Source organism: Spiroplasma endosymbiont of Tipula paludosa, from assembly GCF_964264785.1.
GTDB lineage: Bacteria > Bacillota_I > Bacilli_A > Mycoplasmatales > Nriv7 > Nriv7.
Window position 1 is genome coordinate 739,718 of record NZ_OZ183484.1, and the last position, 20,833, is coordinate 760,550.

21 protein-coding genes and 1 other RNA gene are annotated in these 20,833 nt (G+C 26.3%); 18 read left to right on the forward strand and 4 right to left on the reverse strand.

What is annotated here, in order from left to right:
• Positions 1–12: 12 nt before the first annotated feature.
• The 18 genes from ACFEL5_RS04405 (at position 13) to ACFEL5_RS04490 (ending at position 16,518) form a co-directional block, all read left to right on the forward strand.
• On the forward strand, positions 13–726 hold the full coding sequence (locus tag ACFEL5_RS04405) for a hypothetical protein (protein WP_342189423.1): 714 nt from the start codon (positions 13–15) through the stop codon (positions 724–726).
• Between the two features lie 31 nt (positions 727–757).
• Positions 758–1,447 (forward strand): (d)CMP kinase, encoded by a 690-nt coding sequence (gene cmk / locus ACFEL5_RS04410; protein ID WP_375315072.1) that lies wholly within the window; start codon positions 758–760, stop codon positions 1,445–1,447.
• A 15-nt stretch (positions 1,448–1,462) separates the two neighbouring features.
• Positions 1,463–2,782 carry a ribosome biogenesis GTPase Der gene (gene der / locus ACFEL5_RS04415; RefSeq protein WP_375315073.1) on the forward strand — a complete coding sequence of 440 codons (1,320 nt, stop codon included), beginning with the start codon at positions 1,463–1,465 and terminating at the stop codon, positions 2,780–2,782.
• 21 nt (positions 2,783–2,803) lie between these two features.
• Positions 2,804–3,799 carry an NAD(P)H-dependent glycerol-3-phosphate dehydrogenase gene (locus ACFEL5_RS04420; RefSeq protein WP_342189420.1) on the forward strand — a complete coding sequence of 332 codons (996 nt, stop codon included), beginning with the start codon at positions 2,804–2,806 and terminating at the stop codon, positions 3,797–3,799.
• A 5-nt stretch (positions 3,800–3,804) separates the two neighbouring features.
• A complete protein-coding gene (locus tag ACFEL5_RS04425) occupies positions 3,805–4,371 on the forward strand; it encodes a hypothetical protein (RefSeq protein WP_342189419.1) in 567 nt (188 codons plus the stop codon).
• 4 nt (positions 4,372–4,375) lie between these two features.
• A complete protein-coding gene (locus ACFEL5_RS04430) occupies positions 4,376–4,708 on the forward strand; it encodes a DivIVA domain-containing protein (RefSeq protein ID WP_338968539.1) in 333 nt (110 codons plus the stop codon).
• Positions 4,709–4,729: 21 nt separating this feature from the next.
• Positions 4,730–5,130: RNase P RNA component class B (rnpB, locus tag ACFEL5_RS04435), an RNA gene on the forward strand.
• Positions 5,131–5,188: 58 nt separating this feature from the next.
• Positions 5,189–5,806 carry a CDP-diacylglycerol--glycerol-3-phosphate 3-phosphatidyltransferase gene (pgsA, locus tag ACFEL5_RS04440; protein ID WP_338968541.1) on the forward strand — a complete coding sequence of 206 codons (618 nt, stop codon included), beginning with the start codon at positions 5,189–5,191 and terminating at the stop codon, positions 5,804–5,806.
• Positions 5,807–5,829: 23 nt separating this feature from the next.
• Entirely contained in the window at positions 5,830–6,285 is a 456-nt protein-coding gene (locus ACFEL5_RS04445) for a CinA family protein (protein WP_342189417.1), read from the forward strand.
• 50 nt (positions 6,286–6,335) lie between these two features.
• The gene (recA, locus tag ACFEL5_RS04450) at positions 6,336–7,355 is read left to right on the forward strand and encodes a recombinase RecA (RefSeq protein WP_342189416.1); all 1,020 of its coding nucleotides are present in this window, start codon (positions 6,336–6,338) and stop codon (positions 7,353–7,355) included.
• Between the two features lie 204 nt (positions 7,356–7,559).
• Positions 7,560–9,095 carry a ribonuclease Y gene (gene rny, locus ACFEL5_RS04455; protein WP_375315074.1) on the forward strand — a complete coding sequence of 512 codons (1,536 nt, stop codon included), beginning with the start codon at positions 7,560–7,562 and terminating at the stop codon, positions 9,093–9,095.
• 207 nt (positions 9,096–9,302) lie between these two features.
• A complete protein-coding gene (locus tag ACFEL5_RS04460) occupies positions 9,303–10,595 on the forward strand; it encodes a hypothetical protein (RefSeq protein WP_375315075.1) in 1,293 nt (430 codons plus the stop codon).
• A gap of 25 nt (positions 10,596–10,620) precedes the next feature.
• Positions 10,621–11,307 carry a hypothetical protein gene (locus tag ACFEL5_RS04465; RefSeq protein WP_375315076.1) on the forward strand — a complete coding sequence of 229 codons (687 nt, stop codon included), beginning with the start codon at positions 10,621–10,623 and terminating at the stop codon, positions 11,305–11,307.
• An 80-nt stretch (positions 11,308–11,387) separates the two neighbouring features.
• Complete coding sequence (locus ACFEL5_RS04470) at positions 11,388–12,332, forward strand: IS30 family transposase (protein WP_338966716.1); 945 nt, start codon at positions 11,388–11,390, stop codon at positions 12,330–12,332.
• Positions 12,333–13,490 (forward strand): alkaline phosphatase family protein, encoded by a 1,158-nt coding sequence (locus ACFEL5_RS04475; RefSeq protein ID WP_375315077.1) that lies wholly within the window; start codon positions 12,333–12,335, stop codon positions 13,488–13,490. It abuts the gene before it with no gap.
• Positions 13,480–14,562, forward strand: a complete 1,083-nt coding sequence (locus tag ACFEL5_RS04480) for a hypothetical protein (protein ID WP_375315078.1) — start codon at positions 13,480–13,482, stop codon at positions 14,560–14,562. Before ACFEL5_RS04475 ends, ACFEL5_RS04480 begins: the two co-directional genes overlap by 11 nt.
• Before the next feature lie 90 nt (positions 14,563–14,652).
• Positions 14,653–15,597 (forward strand): IS30 family transposase, encoded by a 945-nt coding sequence (locus ACFEL5_RS04485; RefSeq protein WP_338966716.1) that lies wholly within the window; start codon positions 14,653–14,655, stop codon positions 15,595–15,597.
• A 327-nt stretch (positions 15,598–15,924) separates the two neighbouring features.
• Positions 15,925–16,518: a hypothetical protein gene (locus ACFEL5_RS04490; protein WP_375315079.1), complete on the forward strand. Its 594-nt coding sequence runs from the start codon at positions 15,925–15,927 to the stop codon at positions 16,516–16,518.
• Positions 16,519–16,593: 75 nt separating this feature from the next.
• Here ACFEL5_RS04490 and ACFEL5_RS04495 read toward each other — a convergent pair whose 3' ends face one another.
• The 4 genes from ACFEL5_RS04495 to ACFEL5_RS04510 all read right to left on the reverse strand — a co-directional run bounded on the left by ACFEL5_RS04495 (position 16,594) and on the right by ACFEL5_RS04510 (position 20,830).
• Positions 16,594–17,538 carry an IS30 family transposase gene (locus tag ACFEL5_RS04495; RefSeq protein WP_338966716.1) on the reverse strand — a complete coding sequence of 315 codons (945 nt, stop codon included), beginning with the start codon at positions 17,536–17,538 and terminating at the stop codon, positions 16,594–16,596.
• A gap of 117 nt (positions 17,539–17,655) precedes the next feature.
• The gene (locus ACFEL5_RS04500) at positions 17,656–18,900 is read right to left on the reverse strand and encodes a Y-family DNA polymerase (protein WP_375315080.1); all 1,245 of its coding nucleotides are present in this window, start codon (positions 18,898–18,900) and stop codon (positions 17,656–17,658) included.
• A 202-nt stretch (positions 18,901–19,102) separates the two neighbouring features.
• A complete protein-coding gene (locus ACFEL5_RS04505) occupies positions 19,103–20,047 on the reverse strand; it encodes an IS30 family transposase (protein ID WP_338966716.1) in 945 nt (314 codons plus the stop codon).
• Between the two features lie 90 nt (positions 20,048–20,137).
• Positions 20,138–20,830: a TlyA family RNA methyltransferase gene (locus tag ACFEL5_RS04510; protein WP_375315081.1), complete on the reverse strand. Its 693-nt coding sequence runs from the start codon at positions 20,828–20,830 to the stop codon at positions 20,138–20,140.
• Positions 20,831–20,833: the final 3 nt, after the last annotated feature.

Genomic DNA, 20,833 nt, shown 5'->3' on the forward strand with positions numbered 1-20,833 from the left:
GAGGCGGTAGTAGTGAAAATTGAACAAACAAGGATGGAACGATTTTCGCTCTTACGAGAGCAAATTAATCGTGAGATTGAGTTAGATCAAGCATTATTGCAAGAAGAAGAGTTATTGCAAGATTATATTACGCGTTTTAGTCATATTGATAAGGAATATTTTCAAGAATTTCTTGATAATATTAATCAAGAATGAGAACTATTAAGTCCTCAACTACATCAAGACCATTCAAAAGATTTTATTAATTTTGAAGTTAGATATGAAATTAATCAATATTTAACCGATATTCGTAGTAAGTATGATTGTGATTTAAATGATAATGTTAATTTACAGCAAATTTTACAAGACCATAATTATCATCATAAGTTTGGACAGCATTTAAATGGTACTAGTGAAAGTAAATATCAAGAAATAATTTTAGCATTAGAAAATTCTGTTAAAAATTTACAAACTAAAATTTCTTCAGAAACGGAATTGGCCCAGCAAGTAATTAAAATCTATCAAGAAGATTTAAAAAAGCATCCCGAGGCGTTAATGCCTAGTAAAAAACCGTTAGTAGAATTATTATCCAATTCAGCAGTAATTACTGATGAGCAATTTAATCAGTTAGTAACAAGGTTTAAAAAACAAAAAATTAGTTTTAAATGATTGGTATTGTTAATAATTGGTAGTATTATCTTGATTATCGCATTATTAATTGTTCTTTTACTTTTATTAATTCAATAATATCATTATATTAGATAGAGGTGGAATAAAAATGAAACAGATAAATATTGCTATTGATGGACCAGCTGGAAGTGGTAAGTCAACAACTGCTAAATTAGTCGCTAAACGGTTACATTATATTTTTATTGACACTGGCTTAATGTATCGGGCTTTGACACTTTATTGTTTAGTAAATAAAATTGATATTGATGATAATCGAGCAGTTATTAAGGTGTTGACTAATATTAGATTTAGTTATGATGCTAATGGCAATATTTATGTGAATGGGGTAAAACAAAATTCTTATGATTTAAGTAGTAAAAAGGTTGTTGAGTATGTTAGTCCTATTAGTGCTATCAAAGCAGTAAGAACATTTATGGTTAAAAGTCAAAGAGCAATTGTTCAAGGTTTTGGTTATATTCTTGCAGGGAGAGATATTGGGACGGTTGTTTTACCTAATGCGCAATTAAAAATATTTTTAACAGCAACAGTTAGTAAAAGAGCACAAAGAAGAGTGGAACAAGCACGACAACAAGGAATAGTTTTAGAATTGTCTAATGTTCAAAATAATTTACAAGATCGTGATCGTCAAGATTCCGATCGTAAAGTTGGTCCCTTAAAGAAAGCAAATGATGCGATTGAAATTGATAATAGTAATTTATCTTTAGATCAAATTGTTGATTTAATTGCAACAATGGCTTATGAAATTAAAAAGAAATCAATGCTTTTTGCAAATGCATAGTTAGGAAAAAATAAAATGAAAAATTCTGCAATTGTCGCTATTATTGGGCGACCTAATGTTGGTAAGTCAACATTATTTAATCGCTTGATTAAAAATCGTTTATCAATTGTTGATGATACAGTAGGAGTTACGCGGGATCGGATTTATCAAAAGGCACAATGACTTAATCGTGAATTTTGATTAGTAGATACAGGTGGTCTTGGTTTTGGTAATGATGAATTACAAGAACAAATTTTGTTACAAGCACAAATTGCGATTGAACAAGCGGATGTTATTATTTTTACTACTAACTATCAAGAACGCTTGCAAGATGAGGAAAAACAAATTGCTAAAATGCTTTATGGAATTAATAAACCGGTTATTTTGGTTGTTAATAAATATGATAATCAACAAGTTAATAATGGACTATATGAGTTTATTCAATTAGGATTTGGTGAACCAATTGCTGTTTCGTCAACGCATGGGATTGGGATTGGTGATTTGTTAGATAAAATTATTTTTAGTTTAAATCAGTTAAATTTAGAAATAAAACCAGATCTTGAAAATGAAACTAAAATGGCTATTATTGGCCGACCGAATGTTGGTAAGTCTAGTTTAACAAACGCATTATTAAATGAATCGCGGGTTGTGGTTTCTAATGTTCCAGGCACGACAACTGATGCGGTTGATAGTTCATTTGTTAGAAATGGGCAAAAATTTGTTGTTATTGATACGGCGGGAATTAGAAAACGAGGAAAAGTTCAAACAAATTTAGAAAAGTATAGTGTTTTGCGGGCTTTAAAAGCTGTGGAACGAAGTGATATTGTTTTATTAGTATTAGATGGTAAAGAAGGTATTAGAGAACAAGATGCTAAAATTGGTGCCATTGCGAAAGAGGGTTATAAACCGGTAATTATTGTTGTTAACAAATATGATGAAATGGAAAAAACAAAAAAAACCTTAGATGATTTTCGTAAAGAAATTCAAGTTCATTTTAAATATCTTCATTATGCTTTTGTAATTTTTGTTTCGGCATTAAAAAATGTCCATCTTGGAAAGATTTTTCAAAATATTAATAAGATTCAAGAAAAACAAAATTTACGAATTCAAACTAGTGTTGTTAATGAAATTCTTAGTAAGGCTCAATTATTACATCAACCACCTATTTTTCAAGGTGAACGATTAAAGATATATTATGCTACGCAAGTAAGTAAGCAACCGATTACTTTTGTTTTATTTGTTAATAACCCGAAGCATTTACATTTTTCATATGCAAGATTTTTGGAAAATCAGTTACGAGAATATTTTGACTTTCAAGGAATTCCTTTACGATTGATTTTTCGTCAAAGAAAATAAATATTTAAGGAAGGTAAAAGAATGCAAAAAATTATTATTTTAGGAACTGGTGCATTTGCTAGTGCTTTGGCACAAGTTTTAGCAGATAATAAAAATGAAGTATTAATGTATGGTATTGAAAAAAGTGAAGTTGATGATATTAATAATAATCATCAAAATAGTAAATATTTTCAAGAAATTCGTTTAAATGAAAATATTGTGGCGACTAATGATTTAAAACAAGCTTTATGTGATGCTAAAGTTATTGTTTTTGCGGTTCCTTCGCTGGTTTTACCTAGTGTTTGTCAGCAAATTAATGAGTTAGTAACTTATCCAGTGCATTTTATTAATATTGCTAAAGGTTTTGACCCTAATAGTGGTGAAAGGTTATCATTAACAATTCGCAAAAATTTAAATCCTGATATTATTGAAGATTTGTCAGGACTATATGGCCCTAGTATTGCGATTGAAATTGTTCAAAGATTTTCCACACAAGTAACAGCGGTTAGTGAGAATTTATTATATGCAAAAAAAGTTCAACAATATTTTAATAGTGAAAATTTTTCGGTGACGATTACTAATGATTTTATTGGTGTTGAATGTGCTAGTGCATTAAAAAATGTTGTTGCGATTATTTCGGGAATGTTAAAAGGTCAAAATGCTAGTGATAATACTGTCGCATCTTTTATTACTATTGGTTTAAATGAAGCAATTAAATTTAGTAATAAAATGGGGGGAAAGTCAGAAACATTTTTAACGCCAGCTGGAATTGGTGATTTAATTTTAACAGCAATGTCACCGAAATCTCGTAATTATCAATTTGGTTATGAAATTGGAAAAACTAATGATCCAGAAACTGTTATTAAGCAATTGCAAAAAACTGTTGAAGGTTTTGGTACTTGTCGGTTGGTTAATGAACAAATGCTAAAATTAAAGTTAAACCTCCCTTTATTTGCATTATTATATAAAATTCTTTATTTATATGAAAATCCGCAAATTGTAATTAACGACTTTTTAAAACATTTTCCAATTGAATAAAAATAATGAACATAAATTCGTTAAATATTTTTCATAAGTGAAGACTTTTATTACAGTTTTATAAGGTTCTTTTAATTACTGAAGATGAATTAATTATTTTATTATTACTAATGCATTTATTATCGGAAGAATATCAATTTATAACTCCGCGGGAATTAGAAAATTTTTCTAATTTTGATGTTAACAAAATTGATAAATTATTAGTTCAATTATTAGAAAAAGATTATTTACAAATTAGTAATTTTAATGATAAGTTAACAATGTCATTAACGCCATTATTTAATAGGATTTTTCAGATGTTGCAAGATGATAATGTAATTATTGAAGATAAGTTTGTTGATATTAATAGTGTTTTAGTAACACCGTTATCTTTTGAACAAAAATTATTTATTGAGCAACATTTGAATGATGAAAATTTAATTAATAAGGTGCAATCGTTAAAAAGTAATAATAAAAAAACTAATTTTATTAAATTACAACAATTGATTTTAAATTCTAGTAATAAAAAAGGTTTATCACAATTTAATTGATTAATTACTGATATGATTGATGCCATAAAAAAGGAGGAATAATTTTATGAAAAATGATAATAGTTTTAAATTGGCAAAAGAGGATATTTTAGAAAAAGAATTTCAAATTAATTTTAAAGGTTATGATGCCCAAGAAGTTGATCGGTTTTTAGATATTGTTCAAAAAGATTATGATGCTTTTAATAAAATTATGGAAACTCATATTGATGAAATTTCGCGTTTAAAAGAAAAACTTAAAGAAATAATTGAAGAACATGAAAAGTTAAAAAGTAATTATGAAATTGTTATGCAACAACGAGATAAGTTAGAAGAAAAAGGTTTACGAAATGTTGATATCATAAATCGGTTAAGTAAACTTGAAAGTAAAGTTAATAAATAGTAAAATGGATATGAGATTAAAAATCCGTGCTAATCGCTGTTAGAAATTTATTTTTAATAGAGGAAAGTCCACACTCACACTAGCTGTGATGCTAGTAATGTTTATGCTTGGATAAAAAATAATCCAAGGATAAGAAATAGCATCTGCTGTTTCTTAGATGGCTAATTAATAACCTAAGTTAATTATTTAATATGGTTTAGTAGTTTATAAAAGTGCCATAGTGACGATGCTAATGAGAAATTATTAGAGTGGAACGCGGTAAACCCCATAAGTGAGAAACCCAAATTATGGTAGGGGAACTATTAATTGCGAATGATAAGTAATTAATGGATATTTGTTAACATTTAAAGGTTAATTAATATAGATAAATGATTAGCACTTAAAGCATTGATGTCTTTAAGAACAGAATGTGGCTTATGAGATTTTTAATCTCGTTTTTTTATTTTTAGGTTATAATTATTTAATATAGGAGGGTTGCTAATGAATTTACCAAATAAAATAACATTAGTACGAATTATTTTAGTACCAATAATTTTAATTTTAATGTTGTTAGGCGGACCATTTGATAACTATAATTTTGTTAGTGGTAGTATTAGTATTGATAGTAATGTTAAAATTAATATTCTTTGAATTATTGCAGGGTTCCTTTTTATTATTGCTTGTTTTAGTGATTGATTAGATGGTTATCTTGCTAGAAAAAATAATCAAGTAACAAACTTTGGTAAGATTGCTGATCCGATTGCTGATAAGATGTTGACTAGTGGTGTTTTAATTATTATGACAATTCCGCAAATTATTCCGGTTTGAGTAACATTAATTTTGATTTCTCGCGATATTTTGCTTGATGGGATAAGAATGTTTTTAGCAACTAAGAAAGTTGTTATTGCTGCTAATTATTATGGTAAATTAAAAACGCTAATGCAAATGGTGGGGTTAACATTATTATTTTTTATTAATCATATTTGATTTGGATGAGATAGTGGTTGAGGTTCATGAAAGTATCATATTATTTTAATACCAATGTATTTATCATTATTGCTTTCAATTTGGAGTGCAATTACTTATATTCTTGGAATTAAACAAAGCAATCAAAAATAAATACTAATTAGGAGGAAAAAAAGTTGCACGATTTAGTTAAATTATTAGAAAAGAAAAATTTAACCATTAGTAGTTGTGAAAGTATTACAGGAGGAGCTTTTAGTGAAGCATTAGTTAAGACGGAAGGAGCTAGTAAAGTATTTCGTGGTGGGTTAATAGCTTATAGTGCTCATTCTAAAGTTCATTTAGCAAGAGTTCAGTTAACAACTTTACAATCATTTGGTGCTGTTAGTGTTGAAACAGCTATTGAAATGGCACAAAACGCAAAAAATTTATTTGATAGTGATATGGCAATTAGTTTTACTGGTAATGCTGGTCCTGAAAATCATGAAAATAAGCCATTAGGTTTAGTATATATTGCATTGGCTTATAATAACAAATGTTTAGTTTATGAATATCAATTATCGGGAAATCGCAAACAAATTATTAATAAATGTGTTAAATTAACTAAAGAATTAATTAAAGAAAATTTAAAATAAACTAGGAAAAGTTTATTTTTTTTGTTAATTTATTTAGTGGAGGTAAGAAAATGTCAAAAAATAAAACAAATACTACCGAAATTATTAATCGCGAAGAACTTTTACAACAAGCATTACAAACAATTATTAAAGAATATGGTCGGGATGCGGTTGTAGATATGAATAAAAAACTGCCATCCAAAGATAATGTCATTAGTTCGGGAAGTTTATTATTGGATATGGCAATTGGGATTGGTGGGTATCCTCGGGGCCGAGTTATTGAAGTTTATGGTGCTGAATCTTCAGGAAAAACCACTTTGGCATTACATGCCATTAGTGAAGTTCAAAAGAGTAATGGTAAAGCGGCTTTTATTGATGTAGAACATGCGTTAGACCCAAATTATGCTCAAAAAATTGGTGTTATTTTAGAACAATTAATAATTGTTCAACCAGATTCAGGTGAGCAAGCGTTAGGGATATTAGAAGTTTTTGTTAAATCAAATGCTATTGATTTGATTGTAATTGATTCTGTGGCAGCATTAACTCCCCAAGTTGAATTAGATGGTGAAATGTCTGATCAAACAATTGGTGCGCAAGCGCGATTAATGTCAAAGGCATTACGCAAGTTAAATTCATATATTGCTAAAACTAATTGTTTGGTTTTTTTTATTAATCAAATTAGAGAAAAAGTAGGAATTATTTTTGGTAATCCAGAAATAACCCCCGGAGGTAGAGCATTAAGATTTTATTCATCATTACGAGTTGAATTAAGAAGAAGTGAACAAATTCTGCTTAATAATCAATTGGTTGGTTATAAAACTAAAGTTAAAATTGTTAAAAATAAAGTTGCTGCTCCTTTTCAAATGACAGTTTTAGATATTTACTTTGATCGGGGAATATGTAAGTTAGAAGAATTGATTTCATTAGGTTTAAAGGCTAATATTTTGCAAAAAAATGGTTCTTGATATAATTATGGTGAGCAGAAACTTGGTTTAGGTCGTGATAAGGTTAGAGAATTTTTTATTGCTAATGTTGATTTACAAGAACAGTTGCATTGTAATGTTGCTGAGTGATTACAGACTGTTAAGTAATGTTTAATCGCAAGTCTTTTAACAAATGACTTGCTTTTTGTTTTTTAATCTTGATATTGGTATTTAATTAGTTATTAAAAAATGATATTATTAATAGGTAAACATTAAAGTAATGTTTTAAACTAATTATCTATTATTTAAAAAAAAAAATTAAATTTTATTAATAATTTGAAAAGAAAATTAACTATTCAGAAAGGAAAATTTATGAGTAAATTAGAATTCGGTCTTTTGGTTGGAATTTTTTTGGCATTGGCGATTGGCATTGGCGTTGGTCTGTTAATTAAGTATTTTGTTCGTACTAGTAATGATAAAAAGAGTCAAATAAAATTGGAGCAAGCAGAACGAGAAGCAAAAAATATTATTCAATCAGCAAAGGCAGATATCAAAGTAGAAATTGCGCAAATGAAAAAAGAAGTAGCAATGGATTTAGAACAAAGAAGAAGTCAAAGTAATAATTATGAAGCCTTATTAATGAAACGCGAAAAAAATATTATTGAACGCGAAGAAGTGTTGGAATCTCAATATCGTGAAATTCTTCAAAAAAAAGATAATATTAAAAAAATTGAAGAAAACTATTATGATAAGTTAGACAAAATTGTTTTGGAATTAGAAAAAGTTGCGGGACTTAGTCAACAAGAAGCAAAAGTAGTTTTGTTTAAGGAATTAGAGGAGAAACTTGATTTAGAGTTAGGACAGTTAATTAAAAATCGTGAAAATGATGCTAAAATTAAAGCAAAAAATATTGCTGACAATATTATTGCTGTTGCTATTGAAAAGTATGCCCATGATGTTGTTGCTGAAAAAACAACAGCATTTGTTAAGTTACCTAATGATGAAATGAAGGGACGAATTATTGGTAAAGAAGGTAGAAATATTAAGGCTCTTGAACAAGCGGCAGGTGTTGATATTATTATTGATGATACTCCAGAAGTGATTCAAGTGGCATCTTTTAATCCGATTAGACGAGAGATTGCGGTTCGAACTTTAAATTCATTAATGCGCGATGGGCGAATTCAACCAATAAGAATTGAAGAAGTTTTAAAGAAAACCCAAGATGAGTTGGAAACTTTAATTCAAGAAACTGGACAAAAGGTACTTAATGACTTAGGAATTACTAATATGAAGCTTGGATTAGTTTATTATCTTGGAAGATTACGATATCGTACTAGTTTTGGTCAAAATGCTTTACAGCATTGTATTGAAGTAGCAAAATTGGCAGGAACAATGGCTGCTGAGTTAGGATTGGATGAAAAATTAGCAAGAAGAGCGGGTTTATTACATGATATTGGTAAAGCAATTGATTATGAAATGGATGGTTCGCATGTTAATTTGGGGGTGCAATTAGCAAAAAAATATGGTGAACACCCGCTAATTATTAATGCTATTCATGCGCACCATGGTGAGGTTAGTCCGCAAAGTATTTATGCGGTTTTAGTAATGGCAGCGGATACTTTATCGGCAGCTAGACCGGGAGCAAGAAATAACTCTTTAGAAGAGTTTATTCAAAGAATGCAACAAATTGAAGAAATTTGTCAATCAATTCCTGGGGTACAAAAATCTTATGCTGTTCAAGCTGGAAGACAAATTAGAATTATTGTTGATCCTGGTAAGGTTAGTGATGCTAAGGTTTATAAAATTGCTCATGATGTGAAAATTAAAATTGAAAAAGAAATTACCATTCCTGGCGATATTCATATCACTGTTATTAGAGAATTAAGAGCTAATGAGGTTGCTCGTTAAAATTAAATAATAAAATAATTAGGAACAATTTATGATGATGTTGTTCCTTTTTGATATTAAGTGGTTAAATGCTTGTATTTTTATTTTAAAGTGATTAAAATAATAGCAAGTAAAAGTAATTATTAAATTATCTATAAAAGTATTATTATCAATAGTATAATTTTAATTACTTTTTATTTGTTATATGAAGGGAATGTGTTGATTTAAATGAATAGAATTTTAAAGCAGTTACTAACTTTTACTTTTATTATTACACCAATAAGCACAATAATTGGTTGTAATACAGGTAGTTTTAATGATGACAATTTTAAAATAAAAAATGCGAAGCTTGCGGCAGCAACTAATGAATTAACAAATAAAGTTCTTAACCCTTTGTTTTTAGAACAAACTATTGTTGGCGATAATATTGTTAATTTAATTACCAAAAAGTTATCAGATTGTATTGCGGGATTATTATTTTTATATGTTAGTGATGTTACGATTGAATTAAAAGATAATAATATTATGGTTTTGAAGGATGTTGATGTCATTAATGTTAATGTTATTTTAAAAGGAAAAGCGATTGATAAAAATAAAACCGAAGTTAAAATTGAAAGGAAAATTACTATTAATGAAAAGCATCGTCGGGTTTTAGATAACGAAGCTAGTAATATTTTAAATAAGTTTAAAACTATTGAGAATGTCTTTCATTATCATTCAATTAAAGAAATGACATATGCATTACAGCAACAGATACCTAATAATAAAGAAAATGATTTAAGGGTTAATATTGAAATTGATAATAATGATTGAGAGCAAGTGATGCAAACAGAACCAACGGTTTTTTATGCGCTGAAAGTAAAAATATCAATATTACATCATACAGTTTTAATTAAAACAAAGGATATTGTTGTTAAGGTATGGGGTTTATTTGAACCGATTAAGAATTATTTGGATAATTTTAAAGATATTCTTGAAGAAAATTGTTATTTTAGTAAAGAAGAAGTGATTGAAGCTGTAAAAAATTCCGTTGTTGCTGTAGTTCCTAATAATATTACGATAGAATATGAAGTGTTAAATTGAAAAGACCCCTATGTATCTGGAAGTTTTGATGCCGTAGTTATTGTTAAAGCAATAAAGGATGGTAAAGAAATTAATACTATTCAAGTTAATGTGAAAGTTAAGGAATTAAAAAGTGCGATTAAATCTTATTTAAGTAAGTTTAAAAATATTGATGTGCCTAAATATTATCATAATGAAGATGAAGTTATGGAAGCCATTAAAGAATTAGTTGATATTTCACCGCCAAAAGGAATTACAATTGTTAGTAAAGTTTTGCATTGAGATTTAGTCGCTACTAGTGAATTATCAAATGTTGACTTAGAAGTTGTTGTTAAAGCAATAGACTTGGTACATAACTATAACATTTTATGCCGACTAAACTATAAAATTCATTTTTATCTTTGTATTTATCTAACATTTGTATTTCATCTAAAAAATAATTATCAAAATAGTAGATAAAATTAAAGGTTATGTACCAAGTCTAATGAATAATACTACTGAGGTTGGTGAAGTTAAGCTTAAAGTTAAGGCGATTACTTGTAGTGAAAAAATTAAAAACGAAGTAAGTAACTATTTAAATAAGTTTAATAGTATTGCTGAAACTCGTGCTTATAAAAATGAGCAAGATATTGAACAAGTAGTTAGAAATTTAGTTACGGAAATGCCACCAGTTGGTGTTAAGATAAAATATGAAGTTTTAGATTGAAAAAAAGTTTATATTAGTGATTATGATGTCCAAGTTAAAATTCAAGCAATTCATAATTGTGAAATTTTAGAAACAAAAACTATTACTGTTAAGGTCTTGGCTTCAACAGGTGAAGAAATAAAAGATTATATTCATTCAGAACTTGGAAGGATATTTCCTGAAAATAAAACAATGATTAATGAACCTCTTGCAACTATGTCTGAGTTCATAAATTATTTACAAAATAAAACAAAAGATATTTATAAAGGCAATTATGAATTATTAATCGTTCCTAATGAAAGCGATTGAAATGATAAAGTAATAACGGCTGCTGGTAAAAGTTTTGGGCAAGTTACGGTATTATTTCAATTAAGAGAAAAAAATTCTCGTGATATTATTTCTGATAGTGATAAAAAGATTAATTTTTTAGTTAGCTGAATTATACTTGTAAGTGCAAGGCTGAATTATACTTGTAAGTGCAAGTAAATAAAATTGCAAAAGATTTCATATAAAAATTTCATGATGCTAAGTTTATTTTAGAAAAAGTAAATTTAAGGAGTTTTTATATGGGATACAAACATCTTGGCATAGATGAAAGAATTTATATTGAGAATCAATTGAAATTTAAAGTAAAAATTAGTGAAATAGCTAAAAATCTTAATCGAAGTATTAGTACTATTAATCGAGAAGTTAATAGAAATAAAGATAATAATCATTATTTTTCATTAATTGCACAAAATAAAGCAGAAAATAGAAAACAATTACATGTTTATTTTCATAAATTTAAAAATAGAGAATTAGTAAAATATGTACAACAAAAATTATTATTAGGTTGATCGCCTGAACAAATTTATGGCAGAATTAAAAATTTTCATCAAGAATGAATTATTAGTTTTAAAACAATTTACAATTGAATTTATTCTGGATTACTTGAAAAGGTTACTAGTAAAAATTTAAGAAGAAAAGGTAAGAAACGAAAATCTCAAGAAAATCGGGGTAAATTTAATGGTAAATCCATTAAAGAACGAAATGTTAATAATCGCATAACTCTTGGCCATTGAGAAGGTGATACTGTAGTATCATCACGAGGTAAAAGTAAATCATGTTTAATAACTTTAGTTGAAAGAACATCAAGATTTACTTTAGCAATATTAGTTGAAAATAGAACTACTAAAGTTATTAACAAAAATATTAGTCATTATTTATCAATTCTTCCAAATAATCTTGTTAAGACTATAACATTTGATAGGGGTAAAGAATTTGCTAATTGACAACAACTTGAAAAAAATTTAAATGTGAAAATTTATTTTGCTGATGCATATTCACCTTGACAAAGAGGTACTAATGAAAATACTAATGGTTTAATTAGAGAAAAATTTCCTAAAAAATTTAATTTTTCAAACACTACTAAAAATGCAGTTCATAAATTTATATTGTCTTTAAACCAAAGACCAAGAAAAATACTAAATTATCTTTCGCCAATCGAATATTTGGTTAGAAAAATAATTTAGTTGCACTTAACTTTACAATTTGGCAATAATTTAAATTTAAATAAACCGGTTGATAATGTTATTCTTGTTGGTGTTGATGGTGTATCTTCTGCTAATGTATTTAAAAATAAATATCCTAATTTCCAAAAAATTATTAATAAAGGAATTTATAGTAAAACAGCATTAAATAATGGAACAATTCATTCGGATTCTAATTGGTCTTCGGTCTTAACTGCTACTAGTGATGATATTCAAAAAAAACACTGAAATAATCACGAGGTAACCGATTGTAGTCAATATTTGCAACAAGACCAAGATAATTGATGAATTGATAATCATAATTCAAAATGTTATTGAAACCCATTAAAAGTACCACCATTATCAATTATGAAGTATATTGATATGTTTAATACAAAAAATAGTCATAATTCTTCGCAATATTATGGGACTTATGATTTTACAATGGATGTAATCTTAAAAAGTGAATTATATCGCCAATATGCCAGTAGGGCGTGGAACAAGAAAATTGCTGCTAATATTCAAGATAATATTAAGGAAAATATTAATAATTCAAAGAAAAAATATCAAGAGGGTTTTTTTAAACAAGATAAGGTTTTAGATATTTTACAACACACACAACTAGATCGGATGAGTATATATAATTCTTTGCCTGGGTCATACGATCGGTTAGTAAAAATAGATCAAGCAGCTGTTAACTTATTTTTAAATGATACTAAGGATAAAAAGTTAGGTCCGTTATCATTTCTATATTTAGCTAGTACTGATTTATTAGCACACGCTAAATATAGTAATAGCGGTTATTATGACCAGTATTTGCTTAGTAATGTTGATATGTGACTAGAAAATATATTAAATGCTTTAAAAAGGGCAGAATATGATAATTACTTATTAATTTTTGTTTCTGATCACGGACATATTGGTAAGAATCATACTTTTTATGCACCATTAGAATTACAAATTCCTTTTATAATGTATCATCCTCATAATAGAAAAAATGGCATATTGGGATATCAAATTAGTAATATGGATCTAACACCAATAATTGCCAGTGCTTTAGGATTACCAATATTAAAAACTTATAAAAATATTTTAGGTGAAATTCAACCTTGATGAAATTATCAAAGTAGAATATTGGATGTATTTCAAGATGAAAAATAATAAAGTAATTTTACAAATAGGATTTATTACAACAACAATTTTATATTTATTTTTACAAACTAATCTTTTTTTTGCTAGTTTTATGATTGATTTTGAAGAATATTTGTTAGTTCTTAAAAATATTTTTTTAACTTTAAATGTAATGCTTTTAGGATATTTTAGTATTAGTTTTAAATGAACTAAAAAGCAAGCACATTGAATATGATTTTTTATTATTTCACTAATGATTATGATGGCGTTGCTAATGGTAGTAATTAATTTTATTGGTGTTTATGGTCATTGAACAGGATTACCAGAACAATATTTAGCAATAATGGATTTTTTAAGTTATTTAACATATGAACGCGGAAGTATTTATGTAACATTACTTTTTATGGTTTGTTATTTAATTCGTCTCGTATTATTTAAAGGAAATATCATTAGAAAAACTAAAATGATTACTATTACGCTTATAACATTATTAGTAGTTGTTTTAGTAATAGTTATTGCTTTATCGATTACTGTTCTTATATATGACTGCCAATACATTTCTAAAATTGGAATATATCAACGAAGCAATTTCTTTTATAGTTTAGAAGAACCTACTGTTATTGCAGGAATATTTTTTCTTTGTGCTTTTATGATTGGTTTATGTTTTCATTATTTTCAAGGTTCATTTTATTTAAAAAAACTTGCACATAATTATTTATTAATGTGACAGTTAATGGTAGTTTTTTTAGTTATTATTATTTATTTTACTAGTCAATTAATATTTTATAGTCATAGTACTATTGGTATAAATTATTTATTAATTAGTTTTCTGTTATTAACAGTTTTAAGTACTTTAGAAACTAATTCGCAAAATAAAATTGGATTAAAAAGTAATAATATATTTAATACCACAATAATAATGATGCCATGTGGCATCGCTTTAACTTATATTTTAGATTTTAGTCGTGATTTTCGTGCAACTTTTTTTATTTCTTTAATTTCTGCTATTTATTCACATTGATTTTTATTATTACTATGAACTTTGGGGCATTTAATAATAATTTATTTTATTTGTTTTATAATTGCTGAATTATACTTGTAAGTGCAAGTAAATAAAATTGCAAAAGATTTCATATAAAAATTTCATGATGCTAAGTTTATTTTAGAAAAAGTAAATTTAAGGAGTTTTTATATGGGATACAAACATCTTGGCATAGATGAAAGAATTTATATTGAGAATCAATTGAAATTTAAAGTAAAAATTAGTGAAATAGCTAAAAATCTTAATCGAAGTATTAGTACTATTAATCGAGAAGTTAATAGAAATAAAGATAATAATCATTATTTTTCATTAATTGCACAAAATAAAGCAGAAAATAGAAAACAATTACATGTTTATTTTCATAAATTTAAAAATAGAGAATTAGTAAAATATGTACAACAAAAATTATTATTAGGTTGATCGCCTGAACAAATTTATGGCAGAATTAAAAATTTTCATCAAGAATGAATTATTAGTTTTAAAACAATTTACAATTGAATTTATTCTGGATTACTTGAAAAGGTTACTAGTAAAAATTTAAGAAGAAAAGGTAAGAAACGAAAATCTCAAGAAAATCGGGGTAAATTTAATGGTAAATCCATTAAAGAACGAAATGTTAATAATCGCATAACTCTTGGCCATTGAGAAGGTGATACTGTAGTATCATCACGAGGTAAAAGTAAATCATGTTTAATAACTTTAGTTGAAAGAACATCAAGATTTACTTTAGCAATATTAGTTGAAAATAGAACTACTAAAGTTATTAACAAAAATATTAGTCATTATTTATCAATTCTTCCAAATAATCTTGTTAAGACTATAACATTTGATAGGGGTAAAGAATTTGCTAATTGACAACAACTTGAAAAAAATTTAAATGTGAAAATTTATTTTGCTGATGCATATTCACCTTGACAAAGAGGTACTAATGAAAATACTAATGGTTTAATTAGAGAAAAATTTCCTAAAAAATTTAATTTTTCAAACACTACTAAAAATGCAGTTCATAAATTTATATTGTCTTTAAACCAAAGACCAAGAAAAATACTAAATTATCTTTCGCCAATCGAATATTTGGTTAGAAAAATAATTTAGTTGCACTTAACTTTACAATTTGGCAATTAAAAAAATTTCATTTTATTTATTTATTAAATTATCCAATAGATTAAAACTTTATCCAATAATAATTGGTGCCAATATTAATCAAAAAGAGAAGGAGAGAAAAATTTAAAAATGTTAACCAGTGTTCATAATTATCCTAAATGGTATCAAAACTACCATTTCTATGTTCAATTATCATTTTTTATAGTTTCTTTAGGAAGTTTATCGTGACATTATTGATTTTTAGTTTTCAATGAAGCATTAATAAATCCTGAATATTCTTCTGATGTTTTAGCATGAGATTTTTTTGGTTATTGAAGTATGCAATCAACAGTAATTGTATTATTTTATAGTTTATTAAATATCATTTATTATTTAAAACCTAATATTGCTTTACAATGGGCGACTAATTTTCATATTCGTAATTTTACTAATATATTTTTAGTAATTGCAATGATTTCTTATTATGTAGCTATTATTATTGGTCCACCACCAATTAACGACTTAACAAAAAAATTTGCTTATCGTAATTACTGAATTCCCACTCATATTCAACATTTTTGTTTACCAATTTTAATGTTAGTATACTCATTATTTGCACCATCATCATATATTTCATTATCAAAATACTTAAAGAAAAATCTTTATCTTTATTATCTATACCCAATGTTTTATGGTTTTTTTGTATTATTACGAGGTCATATTAAAATCATAACCGAACAAGGCAATAATGATTATGATTGAACTCGTTATTATCCATATTTCTTTTTTAATGTGCAACAAACTTCTCCTAATGGGTGACTAGTCTTTTTTATTGCTTATATTATTTTCTTTTTAGTATTTTTAATTTTAGGAAGTATATTTATATATATAAATAATCTTCTTGTATTACGAAGACAAGATTATCCGCAATAGGGGAGTAATAAATAAAAATGTCTTAAAATTTTAAGACATTTTTATTTAATTGCCAAATTGTAAAGTTAAGTGCAACTAAATTATTTTTCTAACCAAATATTCGATTGGCGAAAGATAATTTAGTATTTTTCTTGGTCTTTGGTTTAAAGACAATATAAATTTATGAACTGCATTTTTAGTAGTGTTTGAAAAATTAAATTTTTTAGGAAATTTTTCTCTAATTAAACCATTAGTATTTTCATTAGTACCTCTTTGTCAAGGTGAATATGCATCAGCAAAATAAATTTTCACATTTAAATTTTTTTCAAGTTGTTGTCAATTAGCAAATTCTTTACCCCTATCAAATGTTATAGTCTTAACAAGATTATTTGGAAGAATTGATAAATAATGACTAATATTTTTGTTAATAACTTTAGTAGTTCTATTTTCAACTAATATTGCTAAAGTAAATCTTGATGTTCTTTCAACTAAAGTTATTAAACATGATTTACTTTTACCTCGTGATGATACTACAGTATCACCTTCTCAATGGCCAAGAGTTATGCGATTATTAACATTTCGTTCTTTAATGGATTTACCATTAAATTTACCCCGATTTTCTTGAGATTTTCGTTTCTTACCTTTTCTTCTTAAATTTTTACTAGTAACCTTTTCAAGTAATCCAGAATAAATTCAATTGTAAATTGTTTTAAAACTAATAATTCATTCTTGATGAAAATTTTTAATTCTGCCATAAATTTGTTCAGGCGATCAACCTAATAATAATTTTTGTTGTACATATTTTACTAATTCTCTATTTTTAAATTTATGAAAATAAACATGTAATTGTTTTCTATTTTCTGCTTTATTTTGTGCAATTAATGAAAAATAATGATTATTATCTTTATTTCTATTAACTTCTCGATTAATAGTACTAATACTTCGATTAAGATTTTTAGCTATTTCACTAATTTTTACTTTAAATTTCAATTGATTCTCAATATAAATTCTTTCATCTATGCCAAGATGTTTGTATCCCATATAAAAACTCCTTAAATTTACTTTTTCTAAAATAAACTTAGCATCATGAAATTTTTATATGAAATCTTTTGCAATTTTATTTACTTGCACTTACAAGTATAATTCAGCATTATATTATTATTTATATTTTTTAGTTTTATTTTTAGTAGCATAGCTATTATTGTTTTTAGAATAAATTTTGTCTAAATATTTTTTACCAGTCATACTAATTTCTTGTTTTCATTGTCTATTTATTTTTTTAATTATTGTCTCTTGTACGGTCATTTGTGATTTTTTCTCGGATGATAATGCGGGATTAAATAATTCAAGTTGGATATTTAAGTCATATTGATTAACTGTTTTTCCTAAATTAATTCTAATGGCACGAATTGAATGATAGTTTCAAATGGTTTCAAATAAATATAAAACCGAGGAATAAATGGTATCAATATCATTGGTATAATCAGTTAATGAAATTCGTTTAGATGTTCACTGAGTACGATTAGTTTTGAAAGCGAAAGTAATTATCTTCCCTACTAATGAATTACTTTTAGCACGACTAACAACTTTGCAAGTTAAATCTAATAAATATTGTTTAATTTCATCAATATTTTCAGTATCATATTCAAATGTTAAATCATGACTAATTGATTTTTGCTCTTGAAAATTAATCTGATCATTAATGTTTGATGTTTTTCCAAGAGCTATTTGTTGAAGAACAAAATAACCTTTCCCTATTATTTCTTGTAAAGCTCAGTTATTAGTGCTATTTGCAAAGTCACCAATAGTATTAATATTAATATTTTTTAATTTTTCAGTTGTTTTTTTGCCGATACCAGATAGTTCTTTAATATCTAGTGGTCATAGTTTAGTTTTGATATTATGAGGTTTAAAAATAAATATTCCTAATGGTTTATTAACTTTTGATGCCATTTTAGCTAAAAATTTGTTATAAGAAATTCCAATACTACAAGGTAAATTTAATGAATTTAAAATATTGTTTTGGATTGCTTTAGCGCATTCAAATGCATTATTGTATTGAAGATAAATATTAGTTGCGTCTAAACAGTATTCATCAATCGAAGTTATTTCTACTTTATTGGTAAAATTATTTACTAATAAATTGAAAATTTTATGTGAATACTCAATATAAAGTTTACGATTGATGTTAATACAAATTAATGTCGGACATAACGCTTTTGCTTGATATAAGGGCATGGCAGTTTTAATATTATATTTTCTCGCTTCATAGTTAGCTGAAGCAACAATTGCTCTTCTGGATTGACTACTAACAACAATAGGTTTGGAAACAATCCTTGGATCAATAACTTGATGACAACTAGCAAAAAAAGCATTCATATCAATATAAAATATTACTTTCATCTTTTAACTTATCCTTTTTAGTTAATATAAAATCTATTTGGTGGGATTTTTAAGGGTATTAAAAGCATCATCTACTAATTTTATAACATTAATTTCTTTGCTTTGTAAAAGGTTATTGAAAGATAAATGAGCTAAATATTCAATATTTCCTTTCTTGTGGCCAACGATTGGACTATAAGCCAAATTGTAAAGTTAAGTGCAACTAAATTATTTTTCTAACCAAATATTCGATTGGCGAAAGATAATTTAGTATTTTTCTTGGTCTTTGGTTTAAAGACAATATAAATTTATGAACTGCATTTTTAGTAGTGTTTGAAAAATTAAATTTTTTAGGAAATTTTTCTCTAATTAAACCATTAGTATTTTCATTAGTACCTCTTTGTCAAGGTGAATATGCATCAGCAAAATAAATTTTCACATTTAAATTTTTTTCAAGTTGTTGTCAATTAGCAAATTCTTTACCCCTATCAAATGTTATAGTCTTAACAAGATTATTTGGAAGAATTGATAAATAATGACTAATATTTTTGTTAATAACTTTAGTAGTTCTATTTTCAACTAATATTGCTAAAGTAAATCTTGATGTTCTTTCAACTAAAGTTATTAAACATGATTTACTTTTACCTCGTGATGATACTACAGTATCACCTTCTCAATGGCCAAGAGTTATGCGATTATTAACATTTCGTTCTTTAATGGATTTACCATTAAATTTACCCCGATTTTCTTGAGATTTTCGTTTCTTACCTTTTCTTCTTAAATTTTTACTAGTAACCTTTTCAAGTAATCCAGAATAAATTCAATTGTAAATTGTTTTAAAACTAATAATTCATTCTTGATGAAAATTTTTAATTCTGCCATAAATTTGTTCAGGCGATCAACCTAATAATAATTTTTGTTGTACATATTTTACTAATTCTCTATTTTTAAATTTATGAAAATAAACATGTAATTGTTTTCTATTTTCTGCTTTATTTTGTGCAATTAATGAAAAATAATGATTATTATCTTTATTTCTATTAACTTCTCGATTAATAGTACTAATACTTCGATTAAGATTTTTAGCTATTTCACTAATTTTTACTTTAAATTTCAATTGATTCTCAATATAAATTCTTTCATCTATGCCAAGATGTTTGTATCCCATATAAAAACTCCTTAAATTTACTTTTTCTAAAATAAACTTAGCATCATGAAATTTTTATATGAAATCTTTTGCAATTTTATTTACTTGCACTTACAAGTATAATTCAGCATAAATTAAACCTTGTAAAGAAAAACCATATTCTTTAAAAAAAGCAATTAAATTATTTAATACTTGATAATGCACTATGGGGTTTTTAACAACGCCCCCCTTTTCAATTTGCGTTTTCCTACTTTCAAATTGTGGTTTAATTAAACAAACTAATTGACCTTGGGGCATTAAAATTTCTGTTAAAACCGGAATAATTTTTGTTAATGAAATAAAGGCAACATCAATAGCACAAAAACTAATATTTTTTTTAAACATTTCTTTCTTAACATAACGAAAATTAGTGTTTTCCATAACAATTACTTGGGGGTGAATTCGTAATTTTCAAGCTAATTGATTAGTACCGACATCTAAACTATAAACCAATTTTGCTTGATTTTGTAACATACAATCAGTAAAACCACCCGTAGAAGAACCGATATCTAAACATACAAGATTTTCTAAATTGATATTAAACGCTTTAAGAGCTTTACTTAATTTATATCCCCCACGAGAAACAAATTGATTATCTTGTTTTTTTATTCTAATAATACTGTTAAGGGCAACTAAAGTTCCTGACTTAATAATTAATTCCTCATTTACAAGTACTTGATGATTAATAATGGCACTTTGAGCTTCAGTTCGAGAATGAAATAATTCTTTTTGAACTAATAATATATCTAATCGGATTTTTTTCATTGT